The following is a 15,165-nucleotide window of genomic DNA, read 5'->3' as shown; positions in this document are numbered from 1 at the left end:
ACATGGGCGCGGCGGTCGCGATGTCAAAGGCGTCTGAAATTGACTCTTTTCTATGGGGTGGTCACCGGCAGCACAAGACCCGGCGGTAAGGCGTTGGCTGACAAGCCATCCCCGGCTCGTACTGCACTTCACTCCAACCAGCTCATCGTGGCTCAACCTGGTCGAACGGTGGTTCGCTGAACCGACCACCAAGAACCGGCGCCGCGCACCCACACCTCGGACCGTCAACTCAACGCCGACATCCGCCGTGATCGACACCTGGAACGACACCCCCACGACGCGACGTCTGGACCAAAGCCACCTGCCAAATCCTGGCCAGCATCGCCAACTAGTGCACCCGAGTTAACGACTCAGGACACTAGGTAGTTTCACCGAGCGCGTAGCCGATCGCATCGTCGAGGTTGAACGACCGGCCCGGCCGACAAACCGGTCTCCCGCTGCTGCACCGATCAGACAAGTGTGTACGCGCGCAGACCAGTTCATCGACACCACGTCGCAGCCTGGTCCGACAACCAATGACACCTGGCAAGCGGGCCGGCGGCCGTTGGCGGTCTGGAATGGCCATCACCGGCAACGTGAGTTGTGTGCGTCGCAGGTCTAGGGCCGCCGTCAATCGAGAGCGGGAAGTGCCCGAGGCCTGCACTTCGGCTCACGCCGCGGAGGACTGCACTGGCGCGTGCTAACCATGGGCATGCAGTGGCTTCCCTGCAAGCGCGAGGTGGGCCTCGCCGAACGCCTCGTTCTGGGTGGGGTGGGCGTGCACCAGCGGGGCGACGTCGCCTGCCTCGGCCTGCCAGTTATAGACAAGCTGGGCCTCGCCGATGAGTTCACCGACGCGGGCGCCGACCATGTGGATCCCGACGACCGGCCCGCCAGTGCCATTTGCGCCGGCCTTGATCAGTTTGATCGCCCCGGAGGTCTGCAAGATCTGGGACTTGCCGTTGCCGCCGAGATCGTATGTGAGCGTTTCGATCTCGGCGAACCTGTCCTTCGCGGCGGCTTCGGTGAGCCCGACCGAGGCGATCTCGGGTTGGCAGTAGGTGACTCTGGGGATCCCTGCTTCGTCGACGGGTCGAGGGTCCAGGCCGGCGATGTCCTCGGCGACAAAGATGCCGTGGGCAAATCCGCGGTGGGCCAGCTGCAAGCCGGCGACCACGTCGCCGACCGCGTAGACGCCGTCGAGGTTGGTGCGAAGACGTGCGTCGGTGCTGACGAAACCGCGGTCGAGCGCAAGTCCGACGTCCTCGTAGCCGTGGCCGGTGGTGTTGGGACCGCGCCCAACGGCCACCAGCAGCAGGTCGGCCTCGATGTGGTCGCCGGAGTCCAACGTGACAGTGACTCCGTCCGGGTGGGCGCTGGCCGCTTTGAGCGCCACGCCGGTCTTGGCGGTGATGCCGCGGCGGCGGAAGGCGCGCTCAAGCGAGGCAGAGGCGAATTCGTCCTCGTTGGGGATTAGCCGCGGCAGGGCTTCGACGACGGTGACCTCGGCGCCGAAGGATCGCCACACGCTGGCGAACTCGACGCCGATCACTCCGCCGCCAAGAACGATCACGCGCCGCGGCACCTCGGCCAGGGTCAACGCGTGATCGGAGGTGATGATCGGACCGCCGATGTTCAACCCTGGCAGCGTCTTTGCGTAGGAGCCGGTCGCCAGCACGACGTTACGGGCGCTGTAGCGGATCCCGTCGACCTCGACCGAATTCGGGCCGACCAACGTGCCGATGCCCTCGATGAGCTCGATGTTGCGGGATTTCACCAGCCCCTGCAGCCCCTTGTGCAGCCGCGCGACGACGCCGTCCTTGTAGGTGTTGACACCGGCCATGTCGATCCCGGCCAGCTGGGACAACACGCCCACCTTGACGCCGTCGCGGGCGGCGTCGGCGACCTCGGCGGCGTGCAGCAGCGCCTTGGTCGGGATGCAGCCGCGGTGCAGGCAGGTTCCACCGAGTTTGTCCTTCTCGACCAGTACCACCGATGCGCCTAACTGCGCGGCCCGCAGCGCGCACGCGTAGCCGCCCGAGCCGCCGCCCAGGATCACCAGATCAGCGGTGCGTTCGATCATCAGACATTCCTTTGCGACGCGGTCGGCGTTTGGGCTCTGCAGTCCGGTGTTTGAGCGGTCCGCAGCGGTCGTCGATGACGTGCGTCGTGCGGGCCGAGGGCTCAGTGGACGAGGGCAAGTGACGGCTGGGCAAGCAGTCGGGCGACGTGGGCGAGCACCTGGCTGCCGAGTTGCCCGTCGACGAGCCTGTGGTCGAAGGACAGCGACAGGGTGCACACGCTACGTAGCGTGATCTCACACTGGTGTTCCCAAGGCCTGCGGGCAATCTGGCCCACGCACAGGATCCCGGCCTCACCCGGGTTGAGGATCGGCGTGCCGCCGTCGACGCCGAAGACACCGATGTTGGTGATGGTGAACGTGCCGTTGGCCATCGCCGCCGGTTGGGTCTTGCCGTCGCGGGCCGTCGTAATGAGTTCGTCGAGCCGGTCGCAGAGTTCGCGAGTGGAAAGCGTCTGTGCCGCCTTGATGTTCGGCACGAGCAGACCGCGCGGTGTGGCCGCCGCGATACCGAGATTCACGTCGCGGTAGTGCACGATCTCGCCCGCCTCGGCGTCCCATTTCGCGTTGATCTCGGGATGTGCGCGCAGCGCGGACAGCGTCGCGCGAACGATGAGCACCAGCGGGGTCGGCCGGACGCCCGCGAAGGCCAGGTCGCTGCGCAGCTGTTCCAGCAGCGCCAGGGAGTCCGTGACGTCGACGGTGACCCACTCGGTGACGTGCGGCGCGGTGAAGGCCGAGGCGACCATCGCGTCCGCGGTCGCTTTCCGAACGCCTTTGACCGGGATCCTGGTCTCTGCGGGATCGGCGGCCTCGTCGGCGGCCGCCGAGGTTTGTGCTGCGTCGACGTCGGTTCGGGTGATCTGTCCCCACGCACCCGTCGGTCTCACTGTCGCCAGATCGACGCCGAGGTCTCTGGCCCGGAGTCTGACCGGCGGTGTGGCGTACGGCCGGTGGGGCGCGCCGGCCACCGGTACCGGATGTACCGGGCTGCGATATCCGGGTTTACGTGGACGCCGCGTTACCGTCGCCCGGCTGGGCCCGTATCCGACAAGCACCGGCTGCCGTTCGTCTGCGGGTTGCTCCGTTGGCTGCGGAGCTGCCGCCTGGTGCGGTTCACCCGCGGGCTCGGATTCCGAATCAGCAGCGTCGCGCTGCGCCGGGTCGCTGGCCGCCGCCGCGCCGGTGAAGCTGACGATGACGGAGCCGACCGCGACCGTCTCTCCCTCGACCGCATGAAGTTTGGCGATGACACCGGCGTACGGGGAGGGCAGATCGACCAGCGATTTGGCTGTCTCGACCTCAACAAGGGTGTCGTTCACCTCGACCGTATCGCCAACTGCGACATGCCATTTGACGATCTCGGCTTCGGTGAGTCCTTCCCCGACGTCGGGCAAGGTGAACTGGTGGGTTTCGGTCATCGTGGTCCTTCAGCGATTCGGGCGGCGTTGCTCAGTACTGATACGTGGCGTCGACCGCATCGAGTACACGGTCGATATCGGGCAGGTAGTGCTCCTCCGTGCGCGCCGGCGGGTACGGGATGTTCCAGCCGCCGACGCGCTGCACGGGAGATGCCAGCTGAGCAAAGCAACGCTCGGTGACCGCCGCGGCGATCTCGGCGCCAAGCCCGGCGAACGTCGGCGCTTCGTGGACGACGACGACTCGGCCTGTCTTGGCGGCCGACGCCGTGAGCGTGTCGAGGTCCAGCGGCGACAGGGATCGCAGATCGATCACCTCCAAGGACCGGCCCTCCGAGTCGGCGACGGTCGCCGCGTCCAGCGCGACCCGAACCGTCGGACCGTAGGCAACGACGGTGCAGTCGGTTCCGGTGCGTGCGATGCGCGCGCGATCGAGCGCCGGAGCATCAGGTGCCACCTCACCGAGGACGACCGGCGCCTTATCCCAGTACCGACGCTTGGGTTCGTAGAAGATCACCGGGTCGTCACAGAAGATGGCCTGCTGGATCATCGAATGCGCATCGGCGGGGCTGGCGCATGCGACAACCCGCAGTCCGGCGGTGTGGCAGAAGTAGGCCTCGTTGGATTCGCTGTGGTGCTCGACCGCGCCGATTCCGCCGCCGCACGGCACGCGGATGGTGACCGGTACGGTGATCCGACCCCCCGACCGCGCCCGCAATTTGGCCAGCTGCGAAACGATCTGGTCGAAGGCGGGATAGATGAAGCCGTCGAACTGTATTTCACAGACCGGCCGGTAACCACGCAACGCCAGGCCGATCGCCGTGCCGACGATGCCCGATTCGGCGAGCAGGGAGTCGATTACGCGGTCGGCGCCGAATTGGGCTCGCAGGCCGTCGGTGACCCGGAAGACCCCACCGAGCGCGCCGATGTCCTCGCCGACGAGCACTACGGAGTCGTCGGCTGCCATCGCTTCACGCAGTCCGGCGTTGAGTGCTGCGCCCAGCGTGATGTTTTCAGCGAGTTCCGCGGAAGTCTCGGCGGTCGCGCTCATGCGAAGGATTCCCGCCACGCCGTGTAGCTCTCACGTTCGGCGCGCAGCGCGACGGTTTCGGCGACAAGCGTGTTGCGGAAGCTGTCCTCCAGCGCGGGTGCGTCCAGCGCCCGGCAAGCCGCGCGCGTAGCTTCGGCAAGCGTTTTCGCTTCGTTGCTCAGTGCGGCGTGGAATTGCGGGTCGGCCCAGCCTTGGGCGTCCAACAGGCGACGTACCCGAAGCAGTGGGTCACGTTCCTCCCAGCGGCTCACCTCATCGGCCGGGCGGTAACGCGTGGGATCGTCGGAGGTCGAGTGTCCAGCCATCCGGTAGGTGATCGCTTCGATCAGTTCGGGTGGCCCTCCGGCGCGTACCCGCCCGGCCGCCGCGGTCGTCGCCGCGTGCACGGCAAGCACGTCGTTGCCGTCAACCAGTGTGGTGGTCAGCCCGAAACCGGCCGCGCGCGTGTGCAGCGGAGTTCGGCTCTGCGCGGTCGACGGGGTCGAGATCGCCCACTGATTGTTTTGGCAGAAGAACACCACCGGCGCGTTGGTCACCGCAGACCAGTTCAACGCTTCGTTCGCGTCGCCCTGGCTGGCGGCGCCATCGCCGAAATAGCACAACACGATCTCTTCGAGGGCAGGATTCTTGCGGCGGTCGGCCGCCACCCCCAGCGCGTACCCGGTGGCGTGCAGCAGCTGCGTCGAAAGCACCAATGAGTAGATGTGGAACCGGTAATCGTCTGGGTCCCAACCGCCGTGGGCGGTACCACGGAACTGCGTCAACAGTTCCGCAGGGCGGATGCCGCGGCACAACGCAGCGGCTTGCTCGCGGTAGGACGGGAAGACGTGGTCGCTCGCTTCCACGGCGCGGATGCTGCCGACTTGAGCCGCCTCTTGTCCGCGACAGGACAGCCACAGACCCAGTTCGCCCTGTCGTTGCAGGTGATACGCCTCTTGGTCGAACTCGCGGGCCAGCACCATGTCGCGATAGAAACCGCGGACCAGCTCGGGTGTGACGCCCGCACTGAGACTCCCGTCGCGCAGCGCACCGTCGGTGGTGATCAGCTGCAACGGTGTCGTGGGCGCACCACCGCGGTCAGCGACCACGATCGGTGCCTCGGCCAAATCCGTCATGGGTCTTCTCCTGTTCGGAACTGCGTTGCTGAAGCTGGTCAGTGGGCGGCGGCAGCCGCGACGAGCGGAGGCCAGTTGGCCGCGCGCGTCGCAGAGCCCGGCACGGCATCTGTCATGACCTCGACGACACCGTGGGATCGAAGTGCCGAGATGAAGGTCGCGCACTGATCGGGGGTTGCGTTCAGGTGCAACACCATTGCGTCGGTGTGGGTTTCGACGATCTCGGCGTGGAAGCGCGCGGTCAGCTCCACGATCCGAATGAGGTCGGTGGGGGCGGTCACCGTTCTCACGTACACCGACTGCGTGCACCGCTCGTCGGGATCGAGCATGGTGACGTTGAAGACGTCGACCAGCCGGTTGAGGCGGCCGATGAGCAGTTCCAGTCGTTCCCGCGACGGCGCGTGTACCGCCAGGTGAACCCACCACAGTTCGGAGTTCGGTGGGTGGCTGAACTGCATGCTGATCATCTCGATGTCCGGGGGCAGCAGCAGCGTGGTCACCCGGGCCGGCACGTCGCGTCCCGGGGCCGCGACGATCTCGAGTTCGAACTCCGGCATCGGGACCACCTCCGACCGATTCGGCTGTGCGGTGTTGTATTCCGCGGTGAGGGATACATTAGGTGAGCAGATGGCCGCCAGCAATATCCCACCCATCAAATACCTCAAGAGGCATATAAGTGGAACCGGTGCTGCCCATGAATAGTCATATAGTTGCTTTGCGGCGCTACTTGTTGCATGGTCATACGATGCTCGACGAGATCGATCGGGACATCCTGCGCCTGCTTCGCGAAGACGGCCGCAGAACCGTGCGCGACATTGCGCATCAGGTCGGCCTGACCGTCGCTCCCGTCAAGCGGCGCATCGACCGCCTCGAACAGACTGGCGTGATCAACGGCTACACCGCACGAGTCGATAGTGCGAAAGTCGACGGCGAACTCGAAGCCGTCGTCGAGCTGCGTGTCGCGGGCAATCTGGAGCTGGAGATGATTTTGGCGTTCGCCGAGAGCGTTCCCGAAGTCACCGAGGTCCTGACCCTGGCCGGAGATCCGGATGCTATCGCCCGCATCCGCGCCGCTAACATCCATGATCTTCAGCGCGTGGTCAACCTCCTGCGCACCAACGGTCGGGTCACGGGGACGAAAACGCTTGTGGTGCTCAATTCTTGGTCCCGCCTGGGGTGACAACGGGGCTGGAGTGAACGCGACATCGGAGAGCCGCCGAGCCGGACCATCCCGTGGTGACTGGTTGGCCTGGGTCAAACATCGGACGGCACAAAGCTATTCATGCTCGGCCAGCCGTCCGTTCGCGGGCTAATAGCCACTAACTCGGCGAGCGCCGAGCGCGACGGGCTTCTTCACGGTGCGCGATATCGCCGCTTGTTCGAGGAGATATCGGCGAATGTCGTTCGCGACCGTCTCGGACTGATACAGCAGGCGCTGATGAAGGTCGAAGATGCCTTGGGCTTCGAGCACCGCGTCGTCGGGGGGATGAAACCACTGCGCCGCTTCAGCGTGACTGTAGTAGTTGGCTTCGGAGAACTCCGCCATATAGCGGGTACTACCGACGTGCACGAGTATCCCCTGACCCGCTTTGGCCATCGCCGCCAAGGCCTGATCCAACTGGGCTCTGCACTGGCAGTCTACGGCGCCCACCACATCGCCGGAAATACACTCGTGATGGACCGCAAGTGGAGTGGATGCGCTGACAGCCGCGAACTCGCCGAAGACGAAGGCGTCATGTCTGACCGGCAGGAATCGACCACCAAAGGCGAACTGCATGCAGTCACCATGGGCCAACCCGACGGATCGTCGCCACAACGGCACCAGCGTGGTGTCGGTGCTGCGACGGTAGGCGACCAGGTCCGGTAGGAATACCTGCGCAAGATCGTGGGTGCGGCAGAACTCGGTCAGATCGGCGCTATCCATCAAACTGCCCGCATCGGTGACCAGCTCACCCAGCGCTGCTGCAGGCCGCAGGCCGGCGATCACCGCCAGATCCACTGCGGCTTCGGTGAATCCGGGTCGCCGTAGAAGCCCGCCGCGCACTGCGCACACGGGCAGAACGTGGCCTGGACGGGTGAGGTCGCTGGGCGCGGTGGTTTCGCTGGCGAGCCGCCGGATCGTCGTCGCCCGATCGGTAGCGCTGATCCCTGTCGTCACATCGGCTGCCGCGTCGACTGTCACCGTATAGAAGCGCGACAAGACATCTGGTCCCGGATTGACCATCAACGGCAAGTCCAACTGGACAAATTGGTCCGGCGTCAGAGCCACCCGCAGGAAGCCCGACGTGAAACGAACTCCGAACGACACGACCGCGGGGCTGGCATGTTCGGCGGCGAAGGCCAGATAGCCGCGGTCCTGGCGGTTTTCACTGACGAGGACAACCGGTCGCCCGGCCGCGAGGTCGGCAACGGCACGCGCGATCGACGCCGGCATGGCCTGGATACCTAGGGGGTCATTCATCGTGGCCGACCTGATCGCGCTGCGGCACCGCTTCGGGTAAGTCGCGGTTGATGCAGGCCCACCCCGGACGGGTAAGCCCTTCTCGCCCTTGGGTCAAGGGATGCAGTCATCGCCGTCGACGATTGCCGATTGCCGGTTGAGAACCGTCATTGCCATTGGAACCGATGGCGAGCCCCGGTGTTTCATCGTGCTGGCGATACAGCCAGTCGACGAAGCGGAAATCGTCCGGCTTGACCTGGCGCAGCAGTTCGTTACGAAGGATGGCCAGCACACCGTCTCCGTGGACGATGTCTCCCACTCGTCGTGCCCAAGTTTGTGCTTGGCCGGCGCGGGGCAGCCGGATCTGCTCGTAGCGCGCCAGGGCGTCGGCCACGTCGACGTCGGGATCGGCCAGGCACGCCCCGATTGCCATCGCGTCTTCCAGCGCTTGACATGCACCCTGCGCCAAGTACTGCAGCATCGGGTGCGCGGCGTCACCGACGAGTGTGACACGGCCTCTGGTCCATGACGACGCTGGCGGTCGATCGAACAGCGCCCATCGACGTTCCCGATTCAACAGGGCAGCCGAGGCCCGCACGCGTTCATCGAGATCGCAGAATGTCGCATCGAGTTCCTGCGGTGTACCCCATTGATCAGACTCTGGATCCACGCCCGGGTGATAGGCGTCGCTGGTGAATACCCCGACTTGATTGAACAGGCTTCCGCCCCGCACCGGGTACTGGATGAGGTGCATTTTCGGTCCGATCCACCATGTGACGGACGGCTTTTCGCTCACGTGGCGGGCAAGCGCGATGGGTACTGCGCCTCGATATGCGACATCGCCTCGACATACCGGGGGGCCATCACCGAGCACGTACTCCCGACACGTTGATCGCAAACCGTCGGCGCCGATCACCAGTGCAGCAGAGTAGCGGGTTCCGTCCTCGCAGGTGATCAGAACATCGGCGCCGCGATCCTCGACTCGACTGACACACCGCGAATTCTCCAGCGTCACAAGGTCACTGGCCACGCACTCACTCAGCAGCGCCGCCAATAAGTCGCTGCGGTGGGTGACGACGTAGGGCGCGTCATACGTTGCTTGGAACTGTTCACCGAAGTCGATCTCCATCAAGAGATCGCCGGTCAGGGCGTCCATCAACGCACCACGCACGGGTCGCACGGCTTCGCGCAGCGCCGGGCCCAGCACGCCTAGCGCGTTCAGCACGCGCAGTGCATTCGGCGCGAGCTGGATCCCGGCACCGATCTCCTCGAATGCCGGTGCTCTCTCCAGAACATGAACCCGACGTCCCCGCGATGCCAGGGACAGCGCGGTCGCCAAGCCCCCGATTCCGCCACCAACGATGACGATCGGCGCTGCCGAGACGTCAGACATCTCTGCGCCTGGCCGATCGCGATCGGTTCGTATTCACCGTACTTCCGCCTTCTGCGTCCCAATGACGCATCGTCGCAGCGGGATTCGATGCTTGGTGGTGGCCGGTGTGAGAGTCACCGTGATTCATCGATCCGCCCCCGGGCCCGAAACGATCCTGATTTTCACTGCTTCGACAATTCAGCTGCTGACCAGCGTGCTGCGTGCGTTACCGTCGAAAAGGCCCGTGACCTCCTGCGGCTGGTGCTCGACGACCTCCCGATACAGACCGAGCGCCTTCATCACTGGCCTATCGGTGACGGAGAACAGGTCGCTTTCGATGTCCGCGTAGTGCTCGACGCAGGCCCACGACGGCGCGACGAAAATATCCCCGGCGCTCCAGGCGAATTTGGTGCCGTTGATGATGGAATTGCCCCTGCCTCGATAGACGACGAACACCGAACTGGCAACCTCGCGACGAGGGGCGCTGCGTCTTTCCCCGGCGATGCGGTGTGCGTAGCAGCCGATCGTGGGCAGCACGCTGGCTCCAGAAAGCGGGTTGACGTACTCAAGGGACACCATCGAGGCATCCGAATTTCTCAGCAGCGCAGCAAGGGTCTGACTGGTGTCGGTGTAGCGGTATGCCAGCAACGGGGAGAATTGACCGGCCCTCGAGCCCTCCACTTGCGGGACTGTTGCCCGACCGCCATAGATCGCCTCGGAGATATTGCGACCCCTGATCGGCTGCATATCTTCGCGCGGGAACTGCTCAAAGAAGATGCCGTCCAGCGCACAGACAAGAGGAAGATCAAGTCCGTCGAACCAAATCATCGGCGAGTCGGACTCGTTCGCGTGATCGTGGAACTGCCACGGCGGCGTGAGAATCAGGTCGCCGGCGCGCATGTCGCACGCGTCGCCGTCAACAGTGGTGAAGGTGCCGCTACCTTCGATGACGAACCTGACAGCGGCCGGCGTATGGCGATGCCCGGGTGCGCTCTCCCCGCCGCCTAGATACTGAATGGCGGCCCACAATGTCGGTGTGGCGAACGGCTTGCCGCCCAGACCCGGATTCGCCAGGGCCAATACCCGGCGATCGCCGCCACGCGAGATGGTGATGAGGTCCTTGCATCGGTCGGCCACGCGCCACAGATCGCTGCGCTGCCACAACCACGGGATGGCAGATGGCCGAGGTTCCTTGGTCAGCAGACGACGGTTCTGGGTCCACAGTGGCTGCAGGTCCAGCGCGTCGAGTTCCGCATAGAGGTCAGCGATCTCGGCGATGACTCGTTCCGACGCGTCTGGACCAAGGTCGGTCGACGTCGGAAAGCGCACCTGGGCAGGAATCTCCACAGATGTCCCTTCTCCGAAGGTGATTCGATATAGTGGAACTATGTCACGCTGATCCGAATGCGTCAACTAGGGTAGAATGGTGTTCCGCCTATCCGAATCGATGATATGAAGCGGATTTGCACGTCGGCGCGACGACGCCGACGGCGGGCCGGAAGGTCCTGCGCGCAGGGGAGCGGTCGATGGCTGTAACATTGTTGCGCGGAGTGCAACTTATAAGGGGACGCGCCACTGACAAGCCGCTACGTCAACGCCATGCAGCCACCTGCACGAGACTCCCCCATTACGGCGTGCACGCTGGATTGCCGGGTCACGTTGAGAATTGCAACCATCCATGACCGACGTAGCTCCCCCTCGGCGTCACGGTGCGGGACATCCGAGTGATGTCCAGCCCGGCGCGGATCTGCATCGATTCCACCACCCCAGCTGCCAGTGTCGAGATGAAGGGGCCCGCGATGGAACCCAAGCCCGTTAGCTCAGTCGACAACGCGTTGCACGTCCTGCAGCTGTTCAAGTCGAGACGAGTTCTTCGCGTCGCTGACGTCGCCGACGATCTGGGGGTGGCACGGTCCACGGCTCATCGATTGCTGGTCGCGCTCGTGCAGCGAGGATTTGCTGCCCAAGAGCCGGTGACACGCGCCTACATACCGGGACCCGAGCTCACAGAGATCGGCCTTGCGGTGGTCGACATGCTCGACGTCCGCGGCCGAGCCCGTCCCTTCATGACCGCGCTAGCCGACGAGCTGCACGAGACGGTGTCGCTCGTGGTCCTCGAGGGAGCCAACGCACGCTTCCTCGATGCCATCGAGTCTCCGCACGTCGTGCGCGTCAGCGCCCGTACTGGACAAGTTCTGCCCGCCCACTGCGTGTCAGGTGGCAAGGTGCTGCTCAGCATCCTGAGCCGCGAGGCGGTCGACAGCCTGTACCCCGATGACGAGCTGCCGACCCTGACGCCGCAGTCGATCAGCACGAAGAAGCAGCTGTTCCAAGCACTCGACGAGATACGCGAACGCGGCTATTCCACCAACGAGTTGGAGAGCGAGCCTGACGTCAGTGCCGCGGCGGTCGCACTCGAGATGGCGGGCTCGTTGGCCGCCGTCACCGTCGCCGCTCCGACATCACGAGTTCCGATGGGCTCCACCGGTTCGCTGGGCGTCGAAGTTCAGCGCATCGTGGCGAACCTTCGCAACGGGGACGGATCGACAACGATCAGCGCCTGACGTAGATGCCTGTCTCCCGCGGATGGCGAGCCACTCAGTCTGCGGGTGCGTGGGCGGCGCCTGGCGCCATCGGCGTCCGGGAGATCGTCTCGATCATCAGCTCGCCGATGCGTGAAACCCGTTGCGCGCTGCGCCGACTCGACGGTGCCGCCACCGCGATGGCGGCGGGCCTGCCCGCGAAGTCGCGGAACGCGACGGCCACCGAGCCGACGTCCTGCTCGGTCTCGCCCGCGTTGACCGCGTAGCTGCGCGCCCTGGCCTTGCCCACTTCTTTGAGCAGCTTCGCCTGGGTCGGGTTGGCAACACCAGACCGGCCCTTGTACCGACGCGTGATACCTCAGTGCCGTCGTGCCGTCGCCCTGCTCGCGACCCCACCTGAGGTGCAATCCGCCGAGGAACCCTCAATCGCTCTGGGCGCCAACGGACCTGGATGTCGGCACGGGGCCGCAGCGTTACTTCTTCGCAATCGGGTGGACGTTGGTGAACGCGCCGCCGCCGGCTACACCAGGCTGCACGCTCTCGGCACGCTTACTCAGCCCGTTGTCGTAAACCGTCTCCCAGCCGCTTCCAGATCGCCGACGGATGTAGTCGGGTCCCAGCTGGTCAACGCTTGTGACTCCGACAAGTTGCATGGCATGCAGGATCTCGGTGCGCAATTGTTCGAGCATTTCATGGACGCCGTCCGCGCCGGCGACAGCGAGTGCAAACAGCCACGGACGCCCGACGAGGCACGCTGTCGCGCCCAGGCTCAGTGCCTTGACCACGTCCGTCCCGCGACGGATCCCGCCATCGATGAGGACCTGTGCCCGGCCGCCGACAGCGGCCACGACCTCCGGCAGCACCTCGATCGACGCCGGAGACCCGTCGAGTTCGCGTCCGCCGTGGTTGGACACGATCACCCCGTCGCATCCGGCTGCGATCGCAAGGTCGGCGTCTTGGCCGCACATCACTCCTTTCAGGAGCAGCGGGCCTTCCCAGACGGTGCGCAACCACTCAAGGTCTTCCCAGCTCTGGTTGACGTGGAAGACCGCAGGAACCGAGAGTGGCTGCTGATGACGCTGGGCGAGCAGCGTGCGGATACGTGCGGCGAGCCCGGGATCGGCGCCACCCGCCTTGGGGTCGGTTGTGAAGTAGTCCCACATCCATTTCCAATGCCGGACGTTTTGGAGTGCCATTGTCGGCGTGGGTTTCAGGGGCAGCGCAAACCCATTGCGGATGTCACGTTCCCGGTTTCCTTTCACCGGGCCATCGACGGTGAGGACTAGCGCCGAGAACCCCAGCCGCTTAACACGTTCCACGGCTTGCTGGGTGACCTGGCGATCGCGATAGAGGAAGATCTGGGCCCACCCCGGCTCGGGTACGGCCGCGGCCACTCGATCGGGGGGCATGCTCGCGACGCCGCTCAAGATGCTGATGGTGCCAGCGGCGTTTGCTCCCTTGGCTTGGGCAAGTTCGGCCTGCGGACCCAGTATGCGGCTGTCTCCGGTGGGCGCGAGAAGCACCGGAAGCGCCAAGCGGTGGCCGAACAGATCCGCTACTTCCGTCGACGCGTTCTCCACCCCTGCCAGCACCCGCGGGATCAGGCTCAGGTCGTCGAACGCAGTCCGATTGCGTCTGAGCGTGACCTCGTCGTCGGCCCCGCCGTCAGCGAAGTCGAAGGCGAATCTGGGCAGCCGGCGCCTCGCCCCGGCCTGCCAAGCCTCGAACGTTTTCAGCCCAGCCATGTCTCTCCCTCGTCAAACGGGTGGTGTCATGGGCATCGCGAAGATCGCGATCAACCAGTTGACCAGATCGCGCAAGCCTGCACGTGGTCATTTACTCGCTGTCGACGAGGCCGGCGTAGAACCAGTGCTGGTCATCAGCGAGTCCGGCGAGTTCGCGTCCGGCGTCGCGCAGCACCGGTGGAGCCGACATGATGTGGGCCGCACCCGCGTGCAGGTCGCGATAGAAACGCTGGATCGTGCCGGCGCGCAGGGACTTGGTGCCCGCAGCGGTGAAGACGAATGTGCCGACCCGGAACGCGGACCACGTCGCGTTGTTCAGCGACAGTCGAAGCAGTGTCTCCTGGCGGTTGCTGAGATCCTCGCCGCGGGAAAGGGTTTCCCACGCATCGGTCCATGACTCGTAAGCCAAGGCTCGCGCCGAGCGCAGCTGCGCCTCGGCGTTGGCGTACTGCTCGTGGACGCTGTCACTGCCGGCCTGCGCGCCTGCACGTCCGGCCTTCTCGCGCATCGATGTGCTGAACTCGTCGAGCAGTCGGCGCCCTACGCCGAACGCCCAGCCGGTGTGCCCGATCACCGACGTCTGCACAAGACCCAACCGGCACGCCGCGCCACCGCGGACCGGATTGCCGTCGATCGCTGCGGAATACGTGCGGGCCTCGGGGACGAACACATCATCAATCGAATAGTCGAAGCTGCCCGTGCCGCGTAGGCCGAGCACGTCCCATGAGTCGGTGTCGATCGTTACCTGCTCCACGGGCACGACGAAGAGGCGCGGCTCGTTCGTTCCCTCGACAATGCCGAGGGTGAAAATGTAGCTCGCGTACGGCGCGCTCGACGCGAAGTTCCATTGCCCGCTCAGGCGATAGCCGCCGTCCACTGGGACCGCGATTCCGGCGCGTGTTCCCTGACCGGCGCCCACCGGCATCCGGTCGCCGGCGAACACCTCTTCGACACCGGCGTCGGGCAGGTAGATGGCGGGCGTGGCGATTCCCACCGATCCGGTGAACAACACCCAGCCCGCCGACGCGTCCTCGTAGGAGATCTGTTCGGTGAGCTCAAGGACGCTGAGCGGATCGAGTTCGGCGCCTCCCAGCACTTCGGGCACCCACATGCCGAACAGGCCGGCGTCGTGAAACGCCTCGATGACCTCGGGCGCAAGCGTCCCGTTGAAGTCCGCGTAATCGGCGTGTTGGCGGATGAGCGGGGCAAGCTCCCGCCCGGATTTCAATAGCGAGGCGGCCCGAGAAGTCGTTGACATGACCCTCAGGCTATCGGAGCAGAAGCGGCTTTTCAACGACAAATTTCGTCTTACGGGAATCTGTTCTGTTATACAGAACAGATTCCCACGTCTGGATGCGTGGCTATTGGCCGCAGCGCGCGGCCTTCTGTGGCACTGGTACGAGCTAGCGCGTCCGCCGTGCC

13 protein-coding genes and 1 pseudogene are annotated in these 15,165 nt (G+C 65.2%); 3 read left to right on the top strand and 11 right to left on the bottom strand.

Annotated features, from left to right (window positions below; genetic code table 11):
- Positions 1-79: 79 nt before the first annotated feature.
- A pseudogene (locus MYCSM_RS35840) lies at positions 80-332 on the top strand (IS630 family transposase); the annotation flags it as partial.
- 347 nt (positions 333-679) lie between these two features.
- Here MYCSM_RS35840 and lpdA read toward each other — a convergent pair.
- From lpdA to MYCSM_RS08755, 5 genes are all read right to left on the bottom strand, one after another.
- Complete coding sequence (gene lpdA / locus MYCSM_RS08775) at positions 680-2,062, bottom strand: dihydrolipoyl dehydrogenase (RefSeq protein WP_015305794.1); 1,383 nt, start codon at positions 2,060-2,062, stop codon at positions 680-682.
- Positions 2,063-2,163: 101 nt separating this feature from the next.
- Positions 2,164-3,480 carry a dihydrolipoamide acetyltransferase family protein gene (locus MYCSM_RS08770; protein ID WP_015305793.1) on the bottom strand — a complete coding sequence of 439 codons (1,317 nt, stop codon included), beginning with the start codon at positions 3,478-3,480 and terminating at the stop codon, positions 2,164-2,166.
- A gap of 31 nt (positions 3,481-3,511) precedes the next feature.
- The gene (locus MYCSM_RS08765) at positions 3,512-4,528 is read right to left on the bottom strand and encodes an alpha-ketoacid dehydrogenase subunit beta (RefSeq protein ID WP_015305792.1); all 1,017 of its coding nucleotides are present in this window, start codon (positions 4,526-4,528) and stop codon (positions 3,512-3,514) included.
- On the bottom strand, positions 4,525-5,643 hold the full coding sequence (locus MYCSM_RS08760; protein ID WP_015305791.1) for a thiamine pyrophosphate-dependent enzyme: 1,119 nt from the start codon (positions 5,641-5,643) through the stop codon (positions 4,525-4,527). Before MYCSM_RS08760 ends, MYCSM_RS08765 begins: the two co-directional genes overlap by 4 nt.
- A gap of 38 nt (positions 5,644-5,681) precedes the next feature.
- Complete coding sequence (locus tag MYCSM_RS08755; RefSeq protein ID WP_041311619.1) at positions 5,682-6,200, bottom strand: hypothetical protein; 519 nt, start codon at positions 6,198-6,200, stop codon at positions 5,682-5,684.
- Positions 6,201-6,388: 188 nt separating this feature from the next.
- On the opposite strand from MYCSM_RS08755, the gene MYCSM_RS08750 reads away from it, so the two are divergent.
- Positions 6,389-6,823 carry an Lrp/AsnC family transcriptional regulator gene (locus tag MYCSM_RS08750; protein ID WP_041311616.1) on the top strand — a complete coding sequence of 145 codons (435 nt, stop codon included), beginning with the start codon at positions 6,389-6,391 and terminating at the stop codon, positions 6,821-6,823.
- A gap of 129 nt (positions 6,824-6,952) precedes the next feature.
- Here MYCSM_RS08750 and MYCSM_RS08745 read toward each other — a convergent pair whose 3' ends face one another.
- From MYCSM_RS08745 to MYCSM_RS08735, 3 genes are all read right to left on the bottom strand, one after another.
- Entirely contained in the window at positions 6,953-8,104 is a 1,152-nt protein-coding gene (locus MYCSM_RS08745) for a 3,4-dihydroxy-2-butanone-4-phosphate synthase (RefSeq protein ID WP_015305788.1), read from the bottom strand.
- A 106-nt stretch (positions 8,105-8,210) separates the two neighbouring features.
- Positions 8,211-9,476, bottom strand: coding sequence for an FAD-dependent oxidoreductase (locus MYCSM_RS08740; RefSeq protein WP_015305787.1), 1,266 nt, complete (start codon positions 9,474-9,476; stop codon positions 8,211-8,213).
- A gap of 177 nt (positions 9,477-9,653) precedes the next feature.
- Complete coding sequence (locus tag MYCSM_RS08735; protein WP_015305786.1) at positions 9,654-10,802, bottom strand: cupin domain-containing protein; 1,149 nt, start codon at positions 10,800-10,802, stop codon at positions 9,654-9,656.
- A gap of 362 nt (positions 10,803-11,164) precedes the next feature.
- Here MYCSM_RS08735 and MYCSM_RS08730 point away from each other — a divergent pair, with 362 nt between their 5' ends.
- Complete coding sequence (locus tag MYCSM_RS08730; protein ID WP_051073724.1) at positions 11,165-12,019, top strand: IclR family transcriptional regulator; 855 nt, start codon at positions 11,165-11,167, stop codon at positions 12,017-12,019.
- Positions 12,020-12,053: 34 nt separating this feature from the next.
- On the opposite strand, the gene MYCSM_RS08725 is transcribed toward MYCSM_RS08730, so the two are convergent.
- The 3 genes from MYCSM_RS08725 to MYCSM_RS08715 form a co-directional block, all read right to left on the bottom strand.
- Complete coding sequence (locus MYCSM_RS08725) at positions 12,054-12,299, bottom strand: IclR family transcriptional regulator domain-containing protein (protein ID WP_257720758.1); 246 nt, start codon at positions 12,297-12,299, stop codon at positions 12,054-12,056.
- A 172-nt stretch (positions 12,300-12,471) separates the two neighbouring features.
- The gene (locus tag MYCSM_RS08720) at positions 12,472-13,743 is read right to left on the bottom strand and encodes an alpha-hydroxy acid oxidase (RefSeq protein ID WP_015305784.1); all 1,272 of its coding nucleotides are present in this window, start codon (positions 13,741-13,743) and stop codon (positions 12,472-12,474) included.
- A gap of 91 nt (positions 13,744-13,834) precedes the next feature.
- Positions 13,835-15,001: an acyl-CoA dehydrogenase family protein gene (locus MYCSM_RS08715; protein WP_015305783.1), complete on the bottom strand. Its 1,167-nt coding sequence runs from the start codon at positions 14,999-15,001 to the stop codon at positions 13,835-13,837.
- Positions 15,002-15,165 lie beyond the last annotated feature (164 nt).

This window comes from Mycobacterium sp. JS623 (assembly GCF_000328565.1).
Taxonomy (GTDB): domain Bacteria; phylum Actinomycetota; class Actinomycetes; order Mycobacteriales; family Mycobacteriaceae; genus Mycobacterium.
The sequence above is the reverse complement of the archived record's forward strand: the minus strand, read 5'-3'. Positions and strand labels throughout refer to the sequence as shown.